The organism is Gordonia sp. G4 (assembly GCF_057770005.1).
On record NZ_CM173442.1, the window covers coordinates 4,986,026 to 5,006,012 of the forward strand.

The following is a 19,987-nucleotide window of genomic DNA, read 5'->3' on the forward strand; positions in this document are numbered from 1 at the left end:
CAGTCGTCAGATGTCGGTTCGGTCGGCGGTCATCGGCACCCGGAGAGTGCGCCCGAAGGCGGTCGGGCGGGTCCGAGTCCGGGTCCACTCTAGGCGCGTGCACCGACACCGCCGGGCTCCCACTCCGCGTCGTGACGGATGGGACAGCTGTGGTAGCGGAGCCGGTTCGCTCACCGCGCTCACAGGGCCATGAACACGATGACGATCGCGACCAGCAACACCACGGCGACGATCGCCAGCACGATGGGCAACCGGTTCGACGACGACGGCGTCGATGAAGTCGGACCCGCCGGCCCGGCCCAGCCCCGGGCACCCTGACCGGGCAGCCCGCCGGGTCCCGCGGCATCCAGGCCGCGCGGCGGGGTGCCGGCCGGTGTCGGGCCGACGCCGCCCGGGCGGCTCCGGTCGGGCCGCAGGTGGTCGTTGCTCTGCCGGAACGGATTCGACGGCAGGTGCTGCCACACCGCCGGATCGGCACCGGTCGTCGGCCTCGATCTCGGGCCGCGCCCGGGCACCCGCGAGCCCGGCGCGGGGCCGGAGGACGGCGTGGCCGCACCCGGTGGGGCGTTCGGAGGACCGCCCCGCGCCGGGGCCGCGCGCTGCGTCGCTTCATGTGCCGGGTCCACGTTCGCCGCGGGACGGCCGGGCCCGGGTCGGCGGGGCTCGGCCGGCCCCGGCCGTGATCGACGTTCCGCGGGTGGTCGGTCGGGGGTCGCGGCGCGACCGGCGGGCGGCGGTGTCGGCCGGTCGAACCGTCCCGGCATGTCCGGCGTGCGCGGACCCGGGACGGCGCCGCCGGCCATCCGACCGGGGAGGCCGCGGACCGTCTCCGCGTCGAGGTCGGCGGCCGACCTCGGCCGCACGTTCCGCAGACCCGTCGCCAGCGCATCGGCGAACTCCCGGCAGCTGGCGAAGCGCTCGTCCGGGGACTTCGCCATCGCACGCGCGATGACCGCGTCGGCGTCGGGCGAGAGTCCGGGCACGAGCTCGGAAACCCGCGGTACGGGTTCTTTCAGATGTGCTCCGATGACGGCGCCGTTGTCGCGGTCGTCGAAGGGCACGCGTCCGGTGAGCAGGTGGAAAGTGGTGGCCGCCAGCGAATACTGGTCGGTCCGGCCACCGAGTCGACGACCCGTCAGCTGCTCCGGCGACGCGTACGACAGCGTGGCGAGGACCGTGCCGACCGAGGTGAGCGCCTCGGTCTCGTCGGACAGTTTGGCGACCCCGAAGTCGGTCAGCAGGACCCGCTGCTCGTCGAACGACGAATCCTCGTCGACCTCGGCGAGCAAGATGTTGGCGGGTTTCACATCGCGGTGCAGCAGTCCGCGCCGGTTGGCGTGGTCGATCCCCCGCGCCACCTCCGACACGATGTGCACCACGCGACGCGGGGCGAGGCGGCCGCGTCCGGCGAGTTCGCGCGCACAGTCGGTTCCCGGGACGTACTGCATGGCGATCCAGAGCAGATCGGCCTCCGCCGACTTGTCCGGCCTCGACGCCACCGGCACACTCGCACGTCCGCGGTTGAACACGGTGACGATGTTCGGGTGGTCGAGCGTGGCCGCGACCTCCGCCTCACGCAGGAACCGCCGGCGAAAGTTGCTGTCCGTGAGCCCGGCCGAGGCCTTCAGCACCTTCAGGGCGTCGTACCGGGGCAGCTCCGGATGCCGGGCGAGGAAGACCGCACCCATGCCGCCGCTGCCGAGTACCCGTTCGACGCGGTACCCGGCGACGAGGGTTCCCGGCTCGAGCACTCCCCCAATCTAGCGGTGTGTCTCGGAAATAGTCGATCGAACGGCCTGGTCGCGGGAGGCCTCAGGCCCGCTCGCTCCGCTCCCGGCGCCTCGTGAGGTCAGGTCGCGCGCAGGACCTCGAGCGCGTGCTGCAGGTCCTCGGGGTATGACGAGGTGAACTCCACCTGTCGGCCGTCGGCCGGATGGGCGAACCCGAGCGACCGCGCGTGCAGCCATTGGCGTTCCAGACCCAGCTTCTTGCCCAGCACCGGATCGGCGCCGTACGTGGGATCACCGCAGCACGGATGGTGGAGGGCCGAGAAGTGAACCCGGATCTGGTGTGTGCGACCGGTTTCGAGGTGAACGTCCAGCAGCGACGCCGACGCGAACATCTCCAGGGTGTCGTAGTGGGTGACACTCGGTTTGCCGTTCGCGGTCACCGCGAACTTCCAGTCGTTGCCGCGGTGGCGGCCGATCGGCGCATCGATGGTCCCCGACGGCGGATCGAGGTGCCCCTGGACGAGCGCGTGGTAACCCTTGTGTACGGTCCGCTGTTTGAACGCCCGCTTGAGCAACGTGTACGCCCGTTCGGACACCGCGACCACCATGACCCCCGACGTGCCGACATCGAGACGGTGGACGATCCCTTGACGTTCGTGCGCTCCCGAGGTCGAGATCCGGAAACCCGCAGCCGCGAGGGCCCCGATGACCGTCGGGCCGCTCCAGCCCAGCGAGGGATGCGCGGCGACACCCACCGGCTTGTCGACGACGACGATGTCGGAGTCGTGGTAGATGACCTCGAGGTCCTCGACCGGGGTCGGCTCGACGCGCAGCGGCTCCTCCGGTTCGGGCAGCGTGACGTGCAGCATCGTGCCCGCGGCGAGTTTGTGCGACTTCCCCACCGCCACGCCGTCGACGACGACGTCGCCCTCCTCGGCCAGGGTGGCGACGACGGTGCGCGACAGCCCGAGCATCCGGGAGACACCGGCGTCCACGCGCATCCCGTCGAGGCCGTCGGGCACCGGCAGGAACCGCGATTCACGCATGCGCGCCGCCCTCGGTGCCGGCCGGGTCGCGCTGCTCACGGCGGGCCGCCCAGCCCGTGCGGGTGCCGTCGTAGTCGAAACCGAGCGCGGAGAGGACGACCAGGAGGATCGCGCCGCACACCACGGCGGAGTCGGCGACGTTGAACACCGGCCACCACCCCACCGACACGAAGTCGACGACATGGCCCTGAAGTGGTTGCGGGGCACGGAAGATGCGGTCCGTCAGGTTGCCGATGGCGCCGCCGAGCACGAGGGCCAGCCCCGCCACCCACCACCAGGAGCGCAGCCGGCTGCTGTAGCGGATGATCACGAGCACGACCACCAGGGCGATGATCGATAGCACCCAGGTGTATCCGGTGGCCATGGAGAAGGCCGCGCCGCTGTTGCGGACCAGACGCAGCGTGACGAAGTCGCCGATGATCTCCACCGGGCGCATCGGGTCGATCGCGGCGACCGCGATCGATTTCGTCAGCTGGTCGAGTCCCAGGACCACGAGCGCGACGCCGAGCACCACGATCGTCGCCGTCGGCACCCGGCGGCCGGGACGTGCGGCGGCGTCGGTGTCGTCGGGTCGGCGGTCGGCCCCGGGTTCGACACGGTCGTGCGGGTCCACGTGCTCTCGATCCGTCAGGGGTTGGTCATCCACAGCATCATTGTCCACGACACGTCGAATACGCTGGCTACCCGTGTCCCCGCATCCCCGTCGCCTCCGGTCCGTCGTCTCGTCGATCGGGGCGGTGACCGCGCTGTCCGTACTGGTCGCGGGATGCGCATCGGGTCCCGACGAGACGCCCGGCGCTCCTACGGCGAGCACATCGGCGGGCTGCAGCACCGACTCGCCGTCCCGCGCCGCCGGTGCGGCGCCGGTCCCGATCGCACCGGCAACGGTGACGATCGTCGACGCGGGAACCGGGGAGCGCCGCGTGCCGACGGCCGCGCCGGACGTCGCGACCGCCCAGTCGGTGACCCTGGTGACGACCTCGGAGGTTGCGTCGCCGGGCACCTCGGACGCGCAGACCGTCGAGATGCCGCTGACCGCGCGGTTCGAGTGCGCCGACCCCGCCGACCTCGAACTCGACCTCGGCACGGTCACGTCCCCCGACACGACGCTGAACGACGAACTGTCGGCGATGGCCGGCGCGAAAGCCGGTCTCACGCTCGGTCCGGGCCTGGCGCCGGTGTCGCTGCGGATCGCGCCGCCGGAGCCGGCCGGCGGCGAGGCGCGACTGGCGGTCGAGCAGGCGCTGGTGTCGGCGTTCAACGCCGCGGTCGTGCTCCCGACCGAACCGGTCGCGGTGGGTGCGACGTGGCGGAGCGAGCGGGTGATCGCGGCCGCGGCGACCGTCACCCAGACCATCGAGGCACGGCTCACCGCCTGGGACGGCAACCGATTGACCATCGAGTACACCGCCGACGAGACCCCGGTGAACTCGGTGTTCGCGATCCCCGGCGGCAGTGACAGCCTCACCATCAGCCGCTACAGCTACTCCGGTCAGGGGTCGGTGACCGTCGACCTGACCCGGGGGCTGCCCATCGCCGGCGAGGCCACCTATCGGGGCGCCCGCGAGTTGGTCGGCGCGGACCCGAACCGGCCGCTGGTGCAGCGGACCGGACTGGCCGTGGCCTGGCGCTGAACGCCGACGGCCCCGGGTCACCGACTTCGGTCGGCGACGCGGGGCCGCGGATCATGCTGTGCCAGAGACGAGCCGGAAGGCGCCGTCGCGTACACCACCGGTCTCGGTGGCGAGGCGAGGAGAGGTCAGCTCGCGGGAGCGCACATGGCGCTCTCGACCTGGTAGAGGCCGAGGAGGTTGCACACGGTCTCGTTCGAGAGCTTCCAGCGTCCGTCGTCGAAGACGATGGTCGACTCGGCGTTGGTCGGGGGGTTGCCCGCGGTCTCGATCCGGACCTTGACGCGAGCCTTGTTCGGGCCGGCGCTGATCACGGGGTTGACGAGGACCCAGTCGACGTCGGAGTTCTCGGCACGCGCCTTGACCAGCTCGTCGAAGATCGCCGGGTCCTTCTCCGAACCCTCGACCAGTTCGACCTTCTCGGCCCGCGGGATGTCGGGGTCGACAGCCTGGTCGACCAGCTCGTTGAGGGCTGCGATCGACGGCGGGTTGCTGCCGTCGGTGATCTCGGAGCCATCCCCGCCGGCAGCGGCGGTGTCGGTGCTGGTGAGCGTCGGTGCGGGCGGCGCGTCGGCGTCGTCGCCCCCGCAGGCCGCGACGGTGGTCATCAACGCTGCCGCGATCATGGTCGCGCCAAGAAATTTCCGATACTTCAACGATCTCCCTCACTGTGATCTCGGGCATGGGGTGCGCCGGTGGGCGCTCTCGTACCGCGATGCCGGACGTGTCTGCCGGGTACGACCCGGCGACGGCCCACACCACTATGCCAAACAACGAGGACCGGGGGTCCCCGGTGCCGTCGACACGCGACGACGATCCGGCCGGCGGGGGCGTCGCCGAGCCGGCAACGCTTGACGGCCCGGCCGGGTTCCGGTGACCCTTGGGCACCATGACAGGCACCCCTCCCCCCGGCACCTCCGCCATCGTGCTGATCAGCACCGGAGGCACCATCGCCGCCCACACCACCGCCGACGGCGCGGTCCCCGCACTCGGGTCCGCCGATCTCCTCACCTCCACCGGGACGCCCGCCACCGGGCCGGCGATCCGTACCGTCGATCTGATGTCGGTGGACAGCTCGGCGATGACCGTCGCCGACCAGTTCGCCGTGGTCCGCGCGATCGCCGACGCGCTCGCCGACCCCGCCGTCCGCGGCGTGGTGGTCACTCACGGGACCGACACGATGGAGGAGACGGCCTTCCTCGCCGACCTGTACGCGGCCGACGAACGGCCGGTCGTGTTCACCGGCGCCATGCTGCCCTCGGACTCCCCGGCGGCCGACGGTCCGTCGAATCTCACCGCCGCGCTGGCCGCGATCGACGACCCGGCCGCCCGCGGCCGTGGGGTGCTCGTGGCGATGGGCGGCCGGCTTCTCCCTGCCTGCGGCCTGTTCAAGGTCTCCACCACCGACCTCGCCGCCTTCGACACCGTGTGGGGTGTCGATCGCGCGGACGGCCCGCCGGTGCCGCGACGGGTGCTGACCGGACCGGTGCCGCCGGGGCGGGCGGCACGGGTCGACGCCTTCACCCTGTATCCGGGCGTGTCGCCGGGCCTCATCGCCGCGTCCGTCGCCCAGAACGCCGCGGGTCTGGTCCTGGCGGCCACCGGTTCCGGGAACACGCACCCCGACATCACCGCGGAGGTGGCACTCGCCGTGCAGCGCGGGGTGACCGTCGTCGTGACGAGCCGTGTCCCGTACGGCGAGGTGTCGGCGACCTACGGCGGAGGCGGCGGCGCCGTCGATCTGGGTCGGGCCGGGGCGATCGTGTCCCCCTGGTTGCGCGCCCCGCAGGCGCGCATGGCCCTGATCGCCCTGCTGACCTCCGGTCACGACCACGGCGCGATCACAGATTACTTTCTCGCACAACACCACTGAGGAACACGGCCGGGCCCGTCGCGCGCGGATCGCCGGTCAGTCGCGGTCGGGAAGAACCCATTCGAGGCTGTCGAGCGGATCCGCCGGACGGAGGTCGGGGTCGTCGACCGCGAAGGTACGCGTGCGTCCGGGCCCGCTCGTCCGTGTCTCGAACCGGACGGTGACGACGCCGTGCCCGCTGCCCTGGACCCAGCCGTGCCCGTGGTCGGGATGGGTCACATCGGCCCCGGGCCCGAAGCGTCCGGCGGGCATCGAACTGCCACCCGGCGCGAACCGCGGGAGTGCGGAGGACGCATCCGTCGTCTGGTCGGCGGGCGGCACGACGGCACCGTCGGCTCGCGGCTCGGTCGGCGCCGCGTCGGCCGCGTCCACCTGCACCGGCACCGCGACCCCGTCACCGGTGTCCGTCACACCGTCGGCGGTGTCGTGGTGGGTGGTCTGGACATCGCTCGCATCCTCCCCACCGACGTCGTCGAACAGGGCATACTGCTGTACCGCGGTCAGTCCCGAGAAGCTCACGCCGACAAGGCGAATGGCCCCGATCGACCGCGGATCGAGCGCGAGTCGCTGCGCCGTCCGCTCGAGGTCGTCGAAGTCGGTGGTGGCCGTGGCGGTCGTCGCCGAGCGCGTCAGGATCGACATGTCGGATCTCTTCAGTTTCAGCACGACGGTGCGCGCACCCCGACCGTCTGCCCGCAGCCGGCGGTGAGCGTCGGTCGCGGCTTTGCGGATGGCGGGACGGAGCGCGTCGAGTTCGACGATGTCCTCGGCGAAGGTCGACTCGGCGCTGATCTGCTTCGCGGAGGCGCGTTCGGCGACGGGACGGTCGTCGATGCCGTGGGCGAGACGATGCAGGGCGGGTCCGACGGTGCCGCCGAGCACGGAGGCCACCTCGACCGGCGACATCGCCGCGAGGTCACCGATGGTCGCGATTCCCAGGCGCGCCAGCCGATCGCCCGACACCGGTCCGATGCCCCACAACTTGCGAACCGGGAGCGAATGCAGGAAGGCCAGCTGACCGGACGGCGGGATCACCATCACCCCATCGGGTTTGGCCATCCCCGAGGCGATCTTCGCCAGTTGCTTGCCACTGCCGAGTCCGACAGACGCGGCGAGTCCGACCTCCCCGCGTATTCGGGAGCGGAGCCTCTCGGCGAAATCGCGGGCCTCGTCGACGGTCGCGCCCGCGAGCTCCGCCGGTTCGCCGAACGCCTCGTCGAACGACAGCGTCTCGATGACCGGAACCTCGTCGCGCACAATGGCGAAGACACGTTTGCTGACCACGCTGTACACCGATCCGCGCGGCGGGATCACCACCCCGGTGGGGCCGATGAGCCGGCGCGCCTGGTGCATCGGCATCGCCGAGCCGGCTCCGAACACGCGGGCCTCGTAGCTGGCCCCGGCGACCACCCCGCGTCCGCCGGACCCGCCGACGAGGACGGGACGGCCGCGCAGCGTCGGCCGGGTGAGCTGCTCGACGGAGGCGAAGAACGCGTCCATGTCGAGGTGCATCACCCAGCGCGGACTCCGCTCCGATCCCTGGCCCGACACCGCAGCCAAGGGGTGCCCCGACACCGCACCGCCCGGCTGCGGCGGATCAGACTCGAGACGTGACACCTCACCGAGTCTAGTGAGCTGGGGTGACGGTGAAGACGGGGATCAGGGCGGCGTGCGCGGCGAGTTCCTCGTCCGACGAGGTGACCTCGAGACCCGCGGGCAGGAATCGGGCGACCTCCCAACCCCAGCGACGCAGATAGTCCCGGATGACCGGCGGGCGACGCCCGGGGTCGAGTTCGGTGAGCGTGACGACGGTCCGGCGACGCCCACGGCGCAGCTCGACGGTCCCCGCCGCGCGCGCGTTCCGCACCCACTGCGTCTCGCCGCGGACGGCGACGAGATACTCCGCCCCGTCGAGTCGCAGCACGTTGACGGGCACCCGCTGCGGCGTGCCGGTCCGCCGACCGACGACGGTGAGCGTCTGCGCCCCGGCCAGATTGACCCCGCGGTCGGCGAGCCAGCGGACCACGCGGTTGAACGCGGCATCGAATCCGCTCGGGGCCCTGTAGTGGGAAGTCGCAGTCATGGCCGGCCTTTCGTCGAAGGTGTTGACATTCGAGAGCAGTGCTCTCGTCGTAAGTATGCGAGCGTGGCCGCGCAAAATCAAGAGCACCGCTCTCGTTTGTGGCAGGATCGTCGGCATGGCCACCGGACGGAACCGCGCGGAGAACCGCGCGATGATGACCGACGAGATCCGTCGGCTGGGACGAGAACACCTGACCACCTACGGGGCGGCCGGGCTCTCACTGCGCGCGATCGCGCGCGACCTCGGGGTCGTCTCCTCGGCGGTGTACCGCTACGTCCCGAGCCGCGACGAATTGCTGACCATGCTCCTCGTCGAGGCCTACACCGACGTCGCGGATGCGGTCGATGCGGCGGCCGACGCCGTTTATGCATCCCACCGGCGCGACCGGCTGGCCGCCGCGGCCGCGGCGGCGAGGAACTGGGCGCTGGCCGACCCCGCCCGATGGGCCCTGATCTACGGAAGTCCGGTGCCCGGCTACTCCGCCCCCGGCGAGCGGACCATCGGCCCCGGCACACGTGTCCCCGTTCGGCTCCTCCGCGAGTGCGCCGCCGCCCATCACGAAGGACTGTTGCGTCCCGATCTGCCCGCCCCGACGGCGGAGGTCGTCGCGGACATGGCGGCCATCCGGGACGAGTTCGACCTCGACACGCCGGCCGCGGTCCTCGCCGCGGCCACCACGCTGTGGGCGGTGCTCGTCGGCGCGATCAGCCTGGAGACCTTCGGCCAGTACGGGACCGACACCTTCGCACACCCCGAAGCGCTCTTCCGCTCCCAGATCGACCTGACGTTGTCGACGCTCTTCGCCTGAGATCTCACCGGGCCACGGACCGGAGACGCTCCACCCCGACGAGCTTGTCGGGGTTGCGCATCACGTAGACGTGGTCGACGAGACCTCCGGCCAGGCGCAGCGTCAACACGGTCTGCAACCGACCGTCGTAGTAGACCGCGATCCCCGGCTGACTGTTGAACACCGACGCCTCAGCGCGATAGTCCTCGAAGACCCCACCGATCCGCGCGAACCCCGACATCGCGCGTGCCACATCGCGAGCGCCGTGGACCGGTTGGCGGACCGCGACCACCTTGCCGTCGCTGTCAGCGGTGAACACCACCTCCGGCGCGAGCACAGTCATCAGGGTGCCGAGATCACCCGATTCGGCGATGGCCAGGAACTCGTCGACGAACGCCACGGTGCGGGCGCTGTCCACCGGCTCGAACGCGGGACGGTGCGCCTCGACGTGGGATCGGGCGCGAAGCGCGGCCTGCTGTATCTCACCCGCGGGCCGCGACAGGATCGTCCCGATCTCCGCATCGCCGACGCCGAACACATCACCCAATACGTGCACCGTACGGTCCACGGGCGCAAGGGATTCGAGGAGAACCAGGGTGGCCGTGGCGATCGACTCGGCGAGAACCGGGTCGCCCGTCAGGTCGTCGCCGTCCAGCCGGATCGGTTCGGGCAGCCACGGTCCCACGTACTGCCCCTCCGCACTCTGGCGCGACTGCAGGGCGTCGAGCGACTGCCGGGCCACTGCTCCGATCCGGGAGCGCCGGTCATCGCGAGGCGTGGACACCGCCGGCTCGCACCGGAGATCCCGGTCGACGATGGCATCGGCCGTGGTGGCCGAACCCAGGATCTCGTAGGCCACGGTGAACAGCAGTGGCCGCAGCGGGTCGGGACGAGCGACCCGCCGCTCCGCGTCGGTGCCGCTCATGGGTGGTGCTGAACCTCTCATCGATGACCGGGGAACGCGCCGCGGCAACCGGACCGACGCCAACGGATCGGTTCGCCGCCACTGCGATGGGGACCGCGGTGGCGCCGCGAGGCAACGGTCCACACCGTACAGCGACATCTCGACATCGCACGGCCGAAAGCGAGATCTCGTCCCGTTCCCGGCGCGGTCACGCGATCGTCGAGGCCCGGGCGCGGCGGACCTGTCAGCCCGCCTTCGTGACGTCGGCCGTCACGCCGTCACCGAGCTCGATGCTGCCCGCGTCACCGTCGCCGGTGACATCGAATCGCACCGCGAGCACCTCGCCGGCGATCAGGTCGGCGTGCGTCCGCGCCCACTCGAGACGTTCGGCGGGCACGACGAAGCGCACCGCGATCCGGTCGGAGACGTCGAGTCCCAGAGTGCGGCGGGCGTCCTGCAGCTCGCGGACCCGGTCCTTGGCCCAGCCCTCGGCCTCGAGTTCGGGCGTGACCGTCGTGTCCAGGACGACCAGACCGTTCCCGCCCGGCAGCTCCGCGGTGGAATCGGGTTCGACGGCCACCAGGCGGCGGGTGAACTCTCCTTCGCGTAGCTCGATCCCGTCGGCGACCACCACCTCGGACCCGTCGGCACCGTCGCTCACCGTCCAGTTCCCCGACTTCACCGCCTTGATCGCGCGCTGCACGTCCTTGCCGAGGCGCGGTCCGGCGGCGCGGGCGTTGACCGCGATCTCGTGGCGTCCGTACTCACTGGCGTCGGCGGCGAGAGTCACGGTCTTGACGTTCATCTCGTCCTTGATCAGGTCGACGAACGGCTCCAGCGACCCCGCTGTGGGCGAGGCGACCGTCAGGCCCGGCAGCGGCAGTCGCACCCGCAGCCGGTTGGCCTTGCGGACACTCGACGCCGTCGAGCACACCGCCTGGACCTGGTCCATCGCAGTGACCAGGTCGGCATCGGCCGGGAGTTCGTCGCTCGTCGGCCAGTCCGTCAGGTGAACCGAGCGCTCGCCGGTGAGACCGCGCCAGATGGCCTCGGTCGCCAGCGGGAGCAACGGCGAGGCGAGCCGGCAGGCCACCTCGAGCACGGTGTACAGGGTGTCGAACGCGTCGGTGTCCTCGTCCTGACCGGCCCAGAAGCGAGCCCGCGAACGTCGCACGTACCAGTTGGTGAGCGACTCGACGAACTCGCGGAAGGCGTCGCACGCCCCCGCGATGTCGTAGATGTCGAGGGCCTCGGTCATCGAGTCGCGGGTCGTCGCCAGCTTCGCCAGGATGTAGCGATCCAGCACATGCTCCGAGTTCGTCCGCCAGGTCGCCGGCCGCTCGGCATACAGCTGCAGGAAGCTGTAGGCGTTCCACAGTGGCAGGAGCGCCTGACGGACCCCCTCGCGGATGCCTCGCTCCGTGACGACGAGGTTGCCTCCGCGCAGGATCGGCGAGGCCATGAGGAACCATCTCATCGCATCCGAACCGTCGCGGTCGAAGACCTCGTTCACGTCAGGGTAATTGCGCTTCGACTTGGACATCTTCTGGCCGTCGTCACCGAGCACGATCCCGTGCGCGGCGACCGTCTTGAACGCCGGGCGGTCGAACAGGGCGGTGGCCAGCACGTGGAGCGTGTAGAACCAGCCGCGGGTCTGGCCGTTGTACTCGACGATGAAGTCGCCCGGATTGTGTGCCGGGGCATGGGCGGAGTCTCCCCCGTCGAACCAGTCGCGGTTCTCGAAGGGATAGTGCACCTGCGCAAAGGGCATCGAGCCCGATTCGAACCAGCAGTCGAGGACCTCGGGCACGCGCCGCATCGTCGACTTCCCGCTCGGGTCATCGGGATTCGGGCGGGTGAGCTCGTCGATGAACGGGCGGTGCAGATTGTCCGGCCGTACTCCGAAGTCGCGTTCGAGGTCGTCGAGCGAACCGTAGACGTCGATACGTGGGAACTCGGGGTCGTCCGAGACCCACACCGGAAGGGGCGCACCCCAGTAACGGTTGCGGCTGATGTTCCAGTCCCGCGCGCCCTCGAGCCACTTGCCGAACTGTCCGTCCCGGATGTGTTCGGGCACCCAGACGATCTGCTTGTTCAGCTCGACCATGCGGTCGCGGAACTGCGTCACCGCGACGAACCAGGACGGCACCGCCATGTAGATGAGCGGCTGGCCCGACCGCCACGAGTGCGGGTAGGAGTGCTCGATGGTCTCGTGGCGGAGGATGCGCCCGGTTTCTTTGAGGTCCTTGATGATCACCGGGTTGGCGTCGAAGACCATCAACCCCTCGTAGGGCGGGACCTGCGCGGTGAAACGTCCGCCCGGATCGAGCGGCTGCACCACCTCGATGCCGTTGGCGGTCGCGAGGTCCATGTCCTCCTCACCGAAAGCCGGTGCGAGATGGACGATTCCGGTGCCGCTGTCGGTGGTCACGTAGTCGCCCAGCAGCACCCGGTGCGAGTTCGGGTGTCCGGCAAAGAAATCGAAGGGCGGTGTGTAGGACAGGTCCTTCAGTTCCACGCCGCGGTGGGTGCCGAGCACCTCCGGGTCGACGATCTCCTTCGCGTACGCCCCGAGCAGCGCCTCAGCGAGGAGATACTCCTGACCGTCACCGGCCCTGACGTGCACGTACGTGACGTCGGGGTTGACGGCGATGGCGAGGTTGGACGGCAGGGTCCACGGCGTCGTCGTCCAGATGAGCGCGTTGACACCGTCCAGCGTCGAGAGCGGACCGTCGGGCACCGAGAGCGGCATCGTGACGGTGACCGCCGGGTCCTGCCGCATCCGGTAGGCGTCGTCGAGCTTGGACTCCTGGTTCGACAGCGGCGTCTGCTCGTACCAGCTGTACGGCAGCACCCGATAACCCTGGTAGATGAGCCCCTTGTCGTAGAGCGCCTTGAACGCCCACATCACCGACTCCATGAAGTCGAGATCGAGGGTCTTGTAGTCGTTGTCGAAGTCGACCCAGCGGGCCTGCCGGGTCACGTAGTCACGCCACTCCCCGGTGTACCGCAGCACCGAGTCACGGCAGTACTCGTTGAACTTGGCCATGCCCATCTTCTCGATCTCCGACTTGTCGGTGATCCCGAGCTGGCGTTCGGCCTCCAGTTCGGCGGGCAGACCGTGTGTGTCCCAGCCGAATCGACGGTCCACCTTCTTGCCGCGCATGGTCTGGTACCGCGGCACCAGATCCTTGACGTACCCGGTCAGCAGATGACCGTAGTGCGGCAGTCCGTTCGCGAACGGCGGGCCGTCGTAGAAGACGAATTCCTCGGCGTCGGCTCGATTCTCGATCGACGCGGCGAAGGTCGAATCAGAGTCCCAGTACTGCAGCACCCGCTGTTCCACGGACGGGAAGTCGGGGGCGCTGCGCCCGGTGCCCCCGGTCATGTCGACCTTCGGGTACACCCGTGCGTTCTGGGTGGGGTCGGTCGCGTCGCTCACGCTGGTCTCCTCGTGCCTGGTGATGTCTCATCGGCACGGGGACGCATTCCGGAGGACTGCGCGGTACCACCCCGCTTGCGCCGGGGATCCGGCGCCACTCGACGAACCGCCACGGTGGGTGACCGGACGATCCTGCGGCTGTGACGGGCCGCGCCCGCCCGGTTCTACTGAGGACCCGAGGGCCTGTTCTTCCGGGTGCTCCCCGGTGATGGCCGGATCAACGCGTCAACCAGTGTAGCGACGACCCGTCCGATGGAGCCAGGGGGTTACCCGAGCACCGGGATGCGCCACTCGACCGATCAGTCGGGTGGTGGGTGCCAATTCGGATCAAGCGGATCGAAATCCGCTCGCCGACGGCGCGACGCGGAATCGTCGGGGTGTTCGGAAGAAGTTGCCCAGTCGTCCGGTCCGGCGGCGTCACCGCCGGGCACGTCCTCTCCGACCCACCCTGACTGCGCCGGATCGAACGGGCCTCGACCCGGTGACGGCGCGGCCGGCGGGCGTTGTCCCGACACCGCCGGTCGACCGGGCTGACGTGGCGACTGCGACTGGCCGGATTCTCGGGGGTCGGGCGGCGGCCCGAATTGTCCCGGCGCGCGACGCTGCTGCGTCCACGAAGGCTGATCGGCTCCGGGATGCTGCCGTTGCGGAACCCCGCCGGGTGGTGGAGAACCGTAGGGCTGCGGAGTGGGCCGGCCCCGCGGATCGGGGCGTCCACCCGGGGCTGCGACACCTTCAGGGGCTCCGCTGTGTGTCGGGGCGCCCGCACTCGGGGCGTCGACGCCGACCGAGCGCAGATAGTCCTCCAGGTTGCCCTCGCGACGTTCGGGGGCGGGGCGATTCGGGGGCGCGGAACCCTCCGGCGCCGCCATCCCCGGCTCGAACGAGCCGGGCCGGTACGCCACGGTCTCGGAATCGTCCGATGCGGCGGGGTCGGGCACGGAGTACCGGCGGGTGGGCGCATCGGCAGAGCCCTCGGCCGACCCGTTCTCGGCCCGGACCGAGGAGTCCTGGGAGGCGGCTTTCGCCGAATCTTCGTCGGGCGTGTCACGACCGGCACCCGGGACCATGTCCTCGAGTGACCGGCCCGCATCGCCCTTACGACCGGCGAACACATCCACCAGCAGGAAACCGAGGCCGACGAGACAGACCACGATGCAAGCCACCGCCAGCCACACGGTCCCGGTGATGAGGCCGAGGATGAGCAGCACGAACCCCAGAAGGGTCGCGGCCAGGGCCAAGGTCAGCACATCACCAGCCTAGTGCGCACCGGTTCGCCCAGGTCAGCTGGGTGAGTAGCTGCTGAATCCACCATTACCCGGATCGTTGGAGAACGATTGATCGGGCCGGCCACCCTCGACGGGAGCCGCACTGCCGCGCTGCTGGAGTTCTTCGAGCTGCGATTCGAGGTAGGTCTTCAGACGCGTGCGGTACTCGCGCTCGAAGGTCTTGAGCTGTTCGATCCGGCCCTCGAGAACGCCCCGCTGCTGGTTGATGGTGCCCATGATCTCGCTGTGCTTGCGCTCGGCGTCGCTCTGCAGCGCGTCCGCACGTTCCTGCGCCTGGCGCAGCTGCGCCTCCGACCGCGTCTGCGCGTCGGCGAGGATGGCCTCCGACCGCTGGCGGGCATCGGCGAGCATGGCGTCGGACTTGGTCTGCGCCTCGGAGACCAGCGTGTCGGCGCGGGTCTGAGCATCGGACAGCATCGCGTCGGCGTCCGCGCGGGCGCTCCCGGTCAGACGGTCCGCGGTGTCCTGGGCCAGGGCCAGCACGCGCGCCGCGCGCACGTTCGCATCGTCGTTGGTCGGCTGCGGGGCCGGCGTCGGGGCCGGGGCGGGAGGCTCGGGTGCCGCCGCGGGCTTGGCGAACATCTGCGTTCGGTCGTCCGCCGACGAGCCGGCACCGGAGCGGGCGTCGGCGAGCTCACCCTCGAGCTCTTCGACGCGTTGCTTGAGGTCGGTGTTCTCCTCGATCAGCCGGGCGAGCTCGGCTTCGACGAAGTCGAGGAACTGATCGACCTCATCCTCGTTGTAACCGCGCTTACCGATGGGCGGTTTGCTGAACGCGACGTTGTGCACATCAGCTGGAGTCAGCCGCATGTCGGTTCCCCTCGTGTCTGGTGGTGAACTTGTGTTCAGTTGGCGGGCCGTCCAACCCGGATCGCGCGACGGTGAGTCGTTCGACCAATACAGGTTGTCACTAACTATTCATACCAGTCAAAAATTGTAACTGGCGTCCAATCCTGTCACACGCGAACCGTTGGTTGCATCTCTGCGATGCGCTGTTGAAATGAAACAGTCATCCGAAGATGACTTACAACGGTAGACCATCTCGGTAACGCGGGGTACCCGCCGCCGGACCGGGGCGCCACTCGCGGGCGACGAGCCCCGGTGACCGTCGCAGTGTGGATAGGACGGGACGAGATCAGGATCGGATGAGATGTGCGGCGATCGCCAGCGAATCGGCCAGTGCGTCGGCGCGCAGACCGTTCACGATGTTCATGCCGATGATCACGACGAGCATCACGATCATCAACGACAGGTCCAGCCGGATGGGACCGAGCGGGATCGGCGGGAGCACGCGACGCAGGGCCTTGATCGGGGGATCGGTCACGGTGAAGACCATCTCGATGACGACGACCGCCGCGCCGGTCGGACGCCATTCGCGAGCGAAGGTGCGGACCAGTTCGACGACCAGCCGGCCGAGGAGGAGCAACCAGAAGATCAGCAGGATGTAGTACAAGACGCTCAACAGAATCGCAGCCACGCGTCAAGAGTGCCTGAACATGACGGGCGACGGCGAACCGAGGTACCCGTCGCCGGTCAGGCGTGGTTGTAGAAGCCCGTCTCGGCGATCTTGCGGCGGTCTTCCGGCGACACGTCGACGTCGGCGGGCGACAGCAGGAAGACCTTCGTGGCGACCTTGTCGAACGACCCGCGCAGCGCGAATGCGAGGCCGGCGGCGAAGTCGACGAGGCGCTTGGCGTCGTCGTTGCTCATGTCGACGAGATCCATGATGACCGGGTTGCCGTCGCGGAACCGCTCGCCGATGGTCCGCGCCTCGCCGTAGTCCGACGGCCGGAGGGTCGTGATCTTCTGCAGGGGACTGTCGGCGAAGACGCGCTCGAGTTCGACGCGCGGGTCGGCGCCCATCGAACGCGGTGCGGTGGCGGCGCGCAGGGACGCGCTCGACGAGCGCTGCAGGGGTTCGAGACGAGCGGGCGCCCGCATCGGGCCGTCGCCCGCCGCGCGCGGGGCGGCGTAGGCGTACTCCGCGGCGAGGTCGAAGCCGGCGTCGTAGTGGCGGTCGGCCAGCTCGTCGCGGTACGCCATCTCCTCGCGGTAGCCGGCATCCCGGAACGACGGTTCGTAGCCGGGATCGTAGGACGAGTCACCGTAGTAGTCGTCGCGGTAGGCACGCTCACGAGACCGCTCACGCAGCGGCGGGGCCGACTCCTCGAGGTAGTCGTCCTCGTATTCGCTGGGCGGCACCATGCCGAAGTAAGCCTTGAACTTCTGCATCGTGGTCATTGACGGCCTCTCTGGTAGTGCGACGCCGGTTTCTGCCGTGCGGGGTGGTGCATCTGTGGTCAGTGAGTTCTTTGCGGTTCTTGAGTCACTTGGTTCTGGTGTTACCAATGTGATTACTGAGAGACTAGCGGCCGCTCGCCCATGATCGCGGTTCCGACACGCACGCATGTCGAGCCCGCGGCAATCGCCGCTTCCATGTCACCGGACATGCCCGCGGACAGTTCCGCGGCGTCGTCGAACCGACCCCGGAACGCCGCGTGAATCCGCGCCGTCTCGGCCATCCAGTGCTCGGGCTCGCCGTGTAGCGGCGCGATGACCATGAGCCCGCGCAGCCGGAGCGGCTCCGCGTCGACGACCTGCTCGGCCAGACGTGTCAGGTCGTCCTCGACGACGCCGCCGCGGTGCGGATCGCCGTCGAGGCTGACCTGGAGCAAAATGCCCAGCGGGTCGGCCCGGTCGCCGTCGTCCAGCGCGGCGGCGGCGGCGCGGTCGAGGGCCTCGACGACCTTCGGACGGTCGACCGAGTGCACCGTGCGCGCCCACCGCGCAACCGACCGTGCCTTCTTGGACTGCACCGAGCCGATCATGTCGAAGACGGGGACGTCGCCGGGGTCCGGCGACTCCCAGTCGCCGAGCACCCAGTCCTCGAGCACACTGGCCACCTTCCGTCCCGCTTCGGGCTCGCGCGACTCCCCGAAGGCACGTTCCCCGAGCTGGAGCAGCCTGCGGACGTCGTCCGCGGGAAAGAACTTCGTCACCACGAGGAGTTCGCACGATCCGGCCGGACGCTGGGCGGCCTCGACCGCGGCCTCGAGGCGACGGCGCACGGCCGCCAGCCGGTCCCCCAGTTCGACGGTGCGCGCATCAGATGACCCGGTCATGTCCCCATCCTTCTCGCCTCTGGGGTCATTCCCCGAGCGGGCCCCGCTCGCCGGGACGATCGTCGTTCGTCTCGTCGGAGTCCGTGGTCGGGTCCATCCAGATGACCGACGCGAGGCGTCCGGTGGGCGCGCCCCGACGATGGCTGAAGAGATTCGGGTCCGAGATGGTGCAGCGCGGATCGACCGCCACTCCCCCGACCCCCGCGTCGAGAAGCTGGCGTCGCAGACCGGCGCGGAGGTCGAGACCGGTGGTGCCCTTCTTGGTCCGGACGGCACTGCCGGGCAGATGCTTCTCGACGTCGGCCTGCATCGCCGGTGGGACCTCGTAGTGGTCACCGCTCGCCGCCGGTCCGAGAAAGGCTCCGATGGACTCGATGCGAGCGCCGAGTTCGACCATCGCGCGCAGAGTGGCGGGCACGATGCCGATCCGGGCGCCGACACGTCCCGCGTGGACTCCCGCGATCACGCCGGCCTCGTCGTCGCTCAGGAGCACCGGGACGCAGTCGGCCGACAACACCGCGAGGGCGAGGCCGGGCGTGGTGGTGACCAGTGCATCGGTGGCCGGCACCGGCTCGGCGACCGGCCCGTCGACCACGGTGACGTTGCGACTGTGGATCTGCTCCATCCACACCACCGAGCCGCTGTCCACCCCGATCTGCTCGGCGAGTCGAATCCTGTTGGCCGCCACCGCTTCCGGATCGTCTCCGACGTGATCACCGAGATTGAACGACTCGTACGGTGACACCGAGACCCCGCCGGCACGGGTGGTGATGACACGCCGCACCCGCATCCGCGGACTCAGCGCTTCATGAACGACGGCACGTCGACGTCGTCGTCGTCCAGCCGAACGGTGTTGCGGCGGGGCGGTTCCGGCTCCTGCTCGAACGGATCACCCGCGCCCTTCGGCATGTCCCCGAAGAGCGGATCGTTCTTCGGCGGCGACGTCACGGCGCCGGCCTGGCCCTGCCCGACCGCGGTGCGTCCCGCGGCCGACGGCACATCGGAACGCTTCTTGGGCGTACCGCCGTCGAATCCGGCCGCGATGACGGTGACCCGCACCTCGTCGCCCAGGTTGTCGTCGATCACCGTGCCGAAGATGATGTTGGCGTCCTCGTGGGCGGCCTCCTGCACCTGGGTCGCGGCGTTGTGGATCTCGAACAGGCCGAGGTCGCTGCCGCCGGCGATCGAGATCAGCACGCCCCGGGCGCCCTCCATCGAGGCCTCCAGCAGCGGCGAGTTGATCGCGGACTCCGCGGCCTTGCGCGCACGCTCCTCACCGCGGGCCGAACCGATGCCCATCAGCGCGCTACCGGCGTCGCTCATGACGCCCTTCACATCGGCGAAGTCGACGTTGATCAGGCCGGGGGTGGTGATGAGGTCGGTGATGCCCTGCACGCCGTTGAGGAGCACCTCGTCGGCACTGCGGAACGCGTCCATCAGGCTGACCTGCGCGTCACCGAGCTGCAGCAGACGGTCGTTCGGGATGACGATGAGGGTGTCGCACGATTCGCGCAGGGCGGTGATGCCCGCCTCGGCCTGTCCGCCACGACGCTTGCCCTCGAAGGAGAACGGACGGGTGACCACGCCGACGGTCAGCGCACCGAGCTTCCGCGCGATCTGCGCGACGACCGGCGCACCGCCGGTACCGGTGCCGCCGCCCTCACCCGCGGTGACGAACACCATGTCGGCGCCCTTGAGCAGTTCTTCGATCTCGTCGCGTGCATCCTCGGCGGCGCGGCGGCCGACCTCGGGATCGGCGCCCGCGCCGAGACCGCGGGTCGAGTCGCGGCCGACGTCGAGCTTGACGTCGGCATCGCTCATCAGTAGCGCCTGCGCGTCGGTGTTGATCGCGATGAACTCGACTCCCTTGAGTCCCTGTTCGATCATCCGGTTGACGGCATTCACGCCGCCACCGCCGATGCCGACGACCTTGATGACGGCCAGGTAGTTGTGCGGTGGCGTCATGCGCTCGCCTTCCTTGTGTGGGTCGATCTCGTGGTGATTCGTCTGTGTGGACCTGCTGGTCCACGGTCCGCTCGCGACAAACCCTAAACCTGAACCATAGATTTAGAGTTATGTC

Annotated in this window: 19 protein-coding genes; 4 read left to right on the top strand and 15 right to left on the bottom strand. The window is 69.8% G+C overall.

Going from position 1 to position 19,987, the window contains the following annotated elements:
- Window positions 1–179 precede the first annotated feature (179 nt).
- From AC3B5T_RS22490 to lspA, 3 genes are all read right to left on the bottom strand, one after another.
- Window positions 180–1,751, bottom strand: a complete 1,572-nt coding sequence (locus tag AC3B5T_RS22490; RefSeq protein ID WP_137808492.1) for a serine/threonine-protein kinase — start codon at window positions 1,749–1,751, stop codon at window positions 180–182.
- Window positions 1,752–1,849: 98 nt separating this feature from the next.
- Window positions 1,850–2,776 carry an RluA family pseudouridine synthase gene (locus tag AC3B5T_RS22495; RefSeq protein ID WP_078112878.1) on the bottom strand — a complete coding sequence of 309 codons (927 nt, stop codon included), beginning with the start codon at window positions 2,774–2,776 and terminating at the stop codon, window positions 1,850–1,852.
- Window positions 2,769–3,422 (bottom strand): signal peptidase II, encoded by a 654-nt coding sequence (lspA, locus tag AC3B5T_RS22500; protein ID WP_249356492.1) that lies wholly within the window; start codon window positions 3,420–3,422, stop codon window positions 2,769–2,771. The genes AC3B5T_RS22495 and lspA overlap by 8 nt, the downstream gene beginning before the upstream one ends.
- 40 nt (window positions 3,423–3,462) lie before the next feature.
- Between lspA and AC3B5T_RS22505 the strand changes: the two genes are divergently transcribed.
- A complete protein-coding gene (locus AC3B5T_RS22505; RefSeq protein ID WP_078112843.1) occupies window positions 3,463–4,410 on the top strand; it encodes a hypothetical protein in 948 nt (315 codons plus the stop codon).
- A gap of 125 nt (window positions 4,411–4,535) precedes the next feature.
- On the opposite strand, the gene AC3B5T_RS22510 is transcribed toward AC3B5T_RS22505, so the two are convergent.
- Window positions 4,536–5,063, bottom strand: a complete 528-nt coding sequence (locus AC3B5T_RS22510) for a WKL family lipoprotein (RefSeq protein ID WP_488357947.1) — start codon at window positions 5,061–5,063, stop codon at window positions 4,536–4,538.
- Between the two features lie 59 nt (window positions 5,064–5,122).
- On the opposite strand from AC3B5T_RS22510, the gene AC3B5T_RS22515 reads away from it, so the two are divergent.
- Together AC3B5T_RS22515 and AC3B5T_RS22520 are read left to right on the top strand one after the other, a co-directional pair.
- Window positions 5,123–5,284, top strand: coding sequence for a hypothetical protein (locus AC3B5T_RS22515; protein WP_156354262.1), 162 nt, complete (start codon window positions 5,123–5,125; stop codon window positions 5,282–5,284).
- A 12-nt stretch (window positions 5,285–5,296) separates the two neighbouring features.
- Complete coding sequence (locus tag AC3B5T_RS22520; protein WP_010843679.1) at window positions 5,297–6,280, top strand: asparaginase; 984 nt, start codon at window positions 5,297–5,299, stop codon at window positions 6,278–6,280.
- 36 nt (window positions 6,281–6,316) lie between these two features.
- Here the strand turns inward: AC3B5T_RS22520 and AC3B5T_RS22525 are convergent, their stop codons facing one another.
- Window positions 6,317–7,792, bottom strand: a complete 1,476-nt coding sequence (locus AC3B5T_RS22525) for a DNA polymerase IV (RefSeq protein ID WP_231632732.1) — start codon at window positions 7,790–7,792, stop codon at window positions 6,317–6,319.
- A 115-nt stretch (window positions 7,793–7,907) separates the two neighbouring features.
- Window positions 7,908–8,363: a nitroreductase family deazaflavin-dependent oxidoreductase gene (locus AC3B5T_RS22530; protein ID WP_010843677.1), complete on the bottom strand. Its 456-nt coding sequence runs from the start codon at window positions 8,361–8,363 to the stop codon at window positions 7,908–7,910.
- Between the two features lie 115 nt (window positions 8,364–8,478).
- Between AC3B5T_RS22530 and AC3B5T_RS22535 the strand changes: the two genes are divergently transcribed.
- Window positions 8,479–9,171, top strand: coding sequence for a TetR/AcrR family transcriptional regulator (locus tag AC3B5T_RS22535; protein ID WP_055476131.1), 693 nt, complete (start codon window positions 8,479–8,481; stop codon window positions 9,169–9,171).
- 4 nt (window positions 9,172–9,175) lie between these two features.
- On the opposite strand, the gene AC3B5T_RS22540 is transcribed toward AC3B5T_RS22535, so the two are convergent.
- The 9 genes from AC3B5T_RS22540 to ftsZ all read right to left on the bottom strand — a co-directional run bounded on the left by AC3B5T_RS22540 (window position 9,176) and on the right by ftsZ (window position 19,872).
- Window positions 9,176–10,075 (bottom strand): sigma-70 family RNA polymerase sigma factor family protein, encoded by a 900-nt coding sequence (locus AC3B5T_RS22540; protein WP_010843675.1) that lies wholly within the window; start codon window positions 10,073–10,075, stop codon window positions 9,176–9,178.
- 223 nt (window positions 10,076–10,298) lie between these two features.
- On the bottom strand, window positions 10,299–13,442 hold the full coding sequence (ileS, locus tag AC3B5T_RS22545) for an isoleucine--tRNA ligase (protein ID WP_425307035.1): 3,144 nt from the start codon (window positions 13,440–13,442) through the stop codon (window positions 10,299–10,301).
- A gap of 353 nt (window positions 13,443–13,795) precedes the next feature.
- The gene (locus AC3B5T_RS22550) at window positions 13,796–14,746 is read right to left on the bottom strand and encodes a hypothetical protein (protein ID WP_055476130.1); all 951 of its coding nucleotides are present in this window, start codon (window positions 14,744–14,746) and stop codon (window positions 13,796–13,798) included.
- Between the two features lie 33 nt (window positions 14,747–14,779).
- On the bottom strand, window positions 14,780–15,595 hold the full coding sequence (gene wag31 / locus AC3B5T_RS22555; protein WP_010843672.1) for a DivIVA-like cell division protein Wag31: 816 nt from the start codon (window positions 15,593–15,595) through the stop codon (window positions 14,780–14,782).
- A gap of 325 nt (window positions 15,596–15,920) precedes the next feature.
- Window positions 15,921–16,262 (bottom strand): YggT family protein, encoded by a 342-nt coding sequence (locus tag AC3B5T_RS22560; RefSeq protein WP_014927286.1) that lies wholly within the window; start codon window positions 16,260–16,262, stop codon window positions 15,921–15,923.
- A gap of 56 nt (window positions 16,263–16,318) precedes the next feature.
- Window positions 16,319–17,026 (bottom strand): cell division protein SepF, encoded by a 708-nt coding sequence (locus AC3B5T_RS22565; protein ID WP_010843670.1) that lies wholly within the window; start codon window positions 17,024–17,026, stop codon window positions 16,319–16,321.
- Between the two features lie 113 nt (window positions 17,027–17,139).
- Window positions 17,140–17,907, bottom strand: coding sequence for a YggS family pyridoxal phosphate-dependent enzyme (locus AC3B5T_RS22570; RefSeq protein ID WP_055476129.1), 768 nt, complete (start codon window positions 17,905–17,907; stop codon window positions 17,140–17,142).
- Between the two features lie 25 nt (window positions 17,908–17,932).
- Window positions 17,933–18,697: a peptidoglycan editing factor PgeF gene (gene pgeF, locus AC3B5T_RS22575; protein ID WP_055476128.1), complete on the bottom strand. Its 765-nt coding sequence runs from the start codon at window positions 18,695–18,697 to the stop codon at window positions 17,933–17,935.
- A gap of 8 nt (window positions 18,698–18,705) precedes the next feature.
- Window positions 18,706–19,872: a cell division protein FtsZ gene (gene ftsZ / locus AC3B5T_RS22580; RefSeq protein WP_014927289.1), complete on the bottom strand. Its 1,167-nt coding sequence runs from the start codon at window positions 19,870–19,872 to the stop codon at window positions 18,706–18,708.
- Window positions 19,873–19,987: the final 115 nt, after the last annotated feature.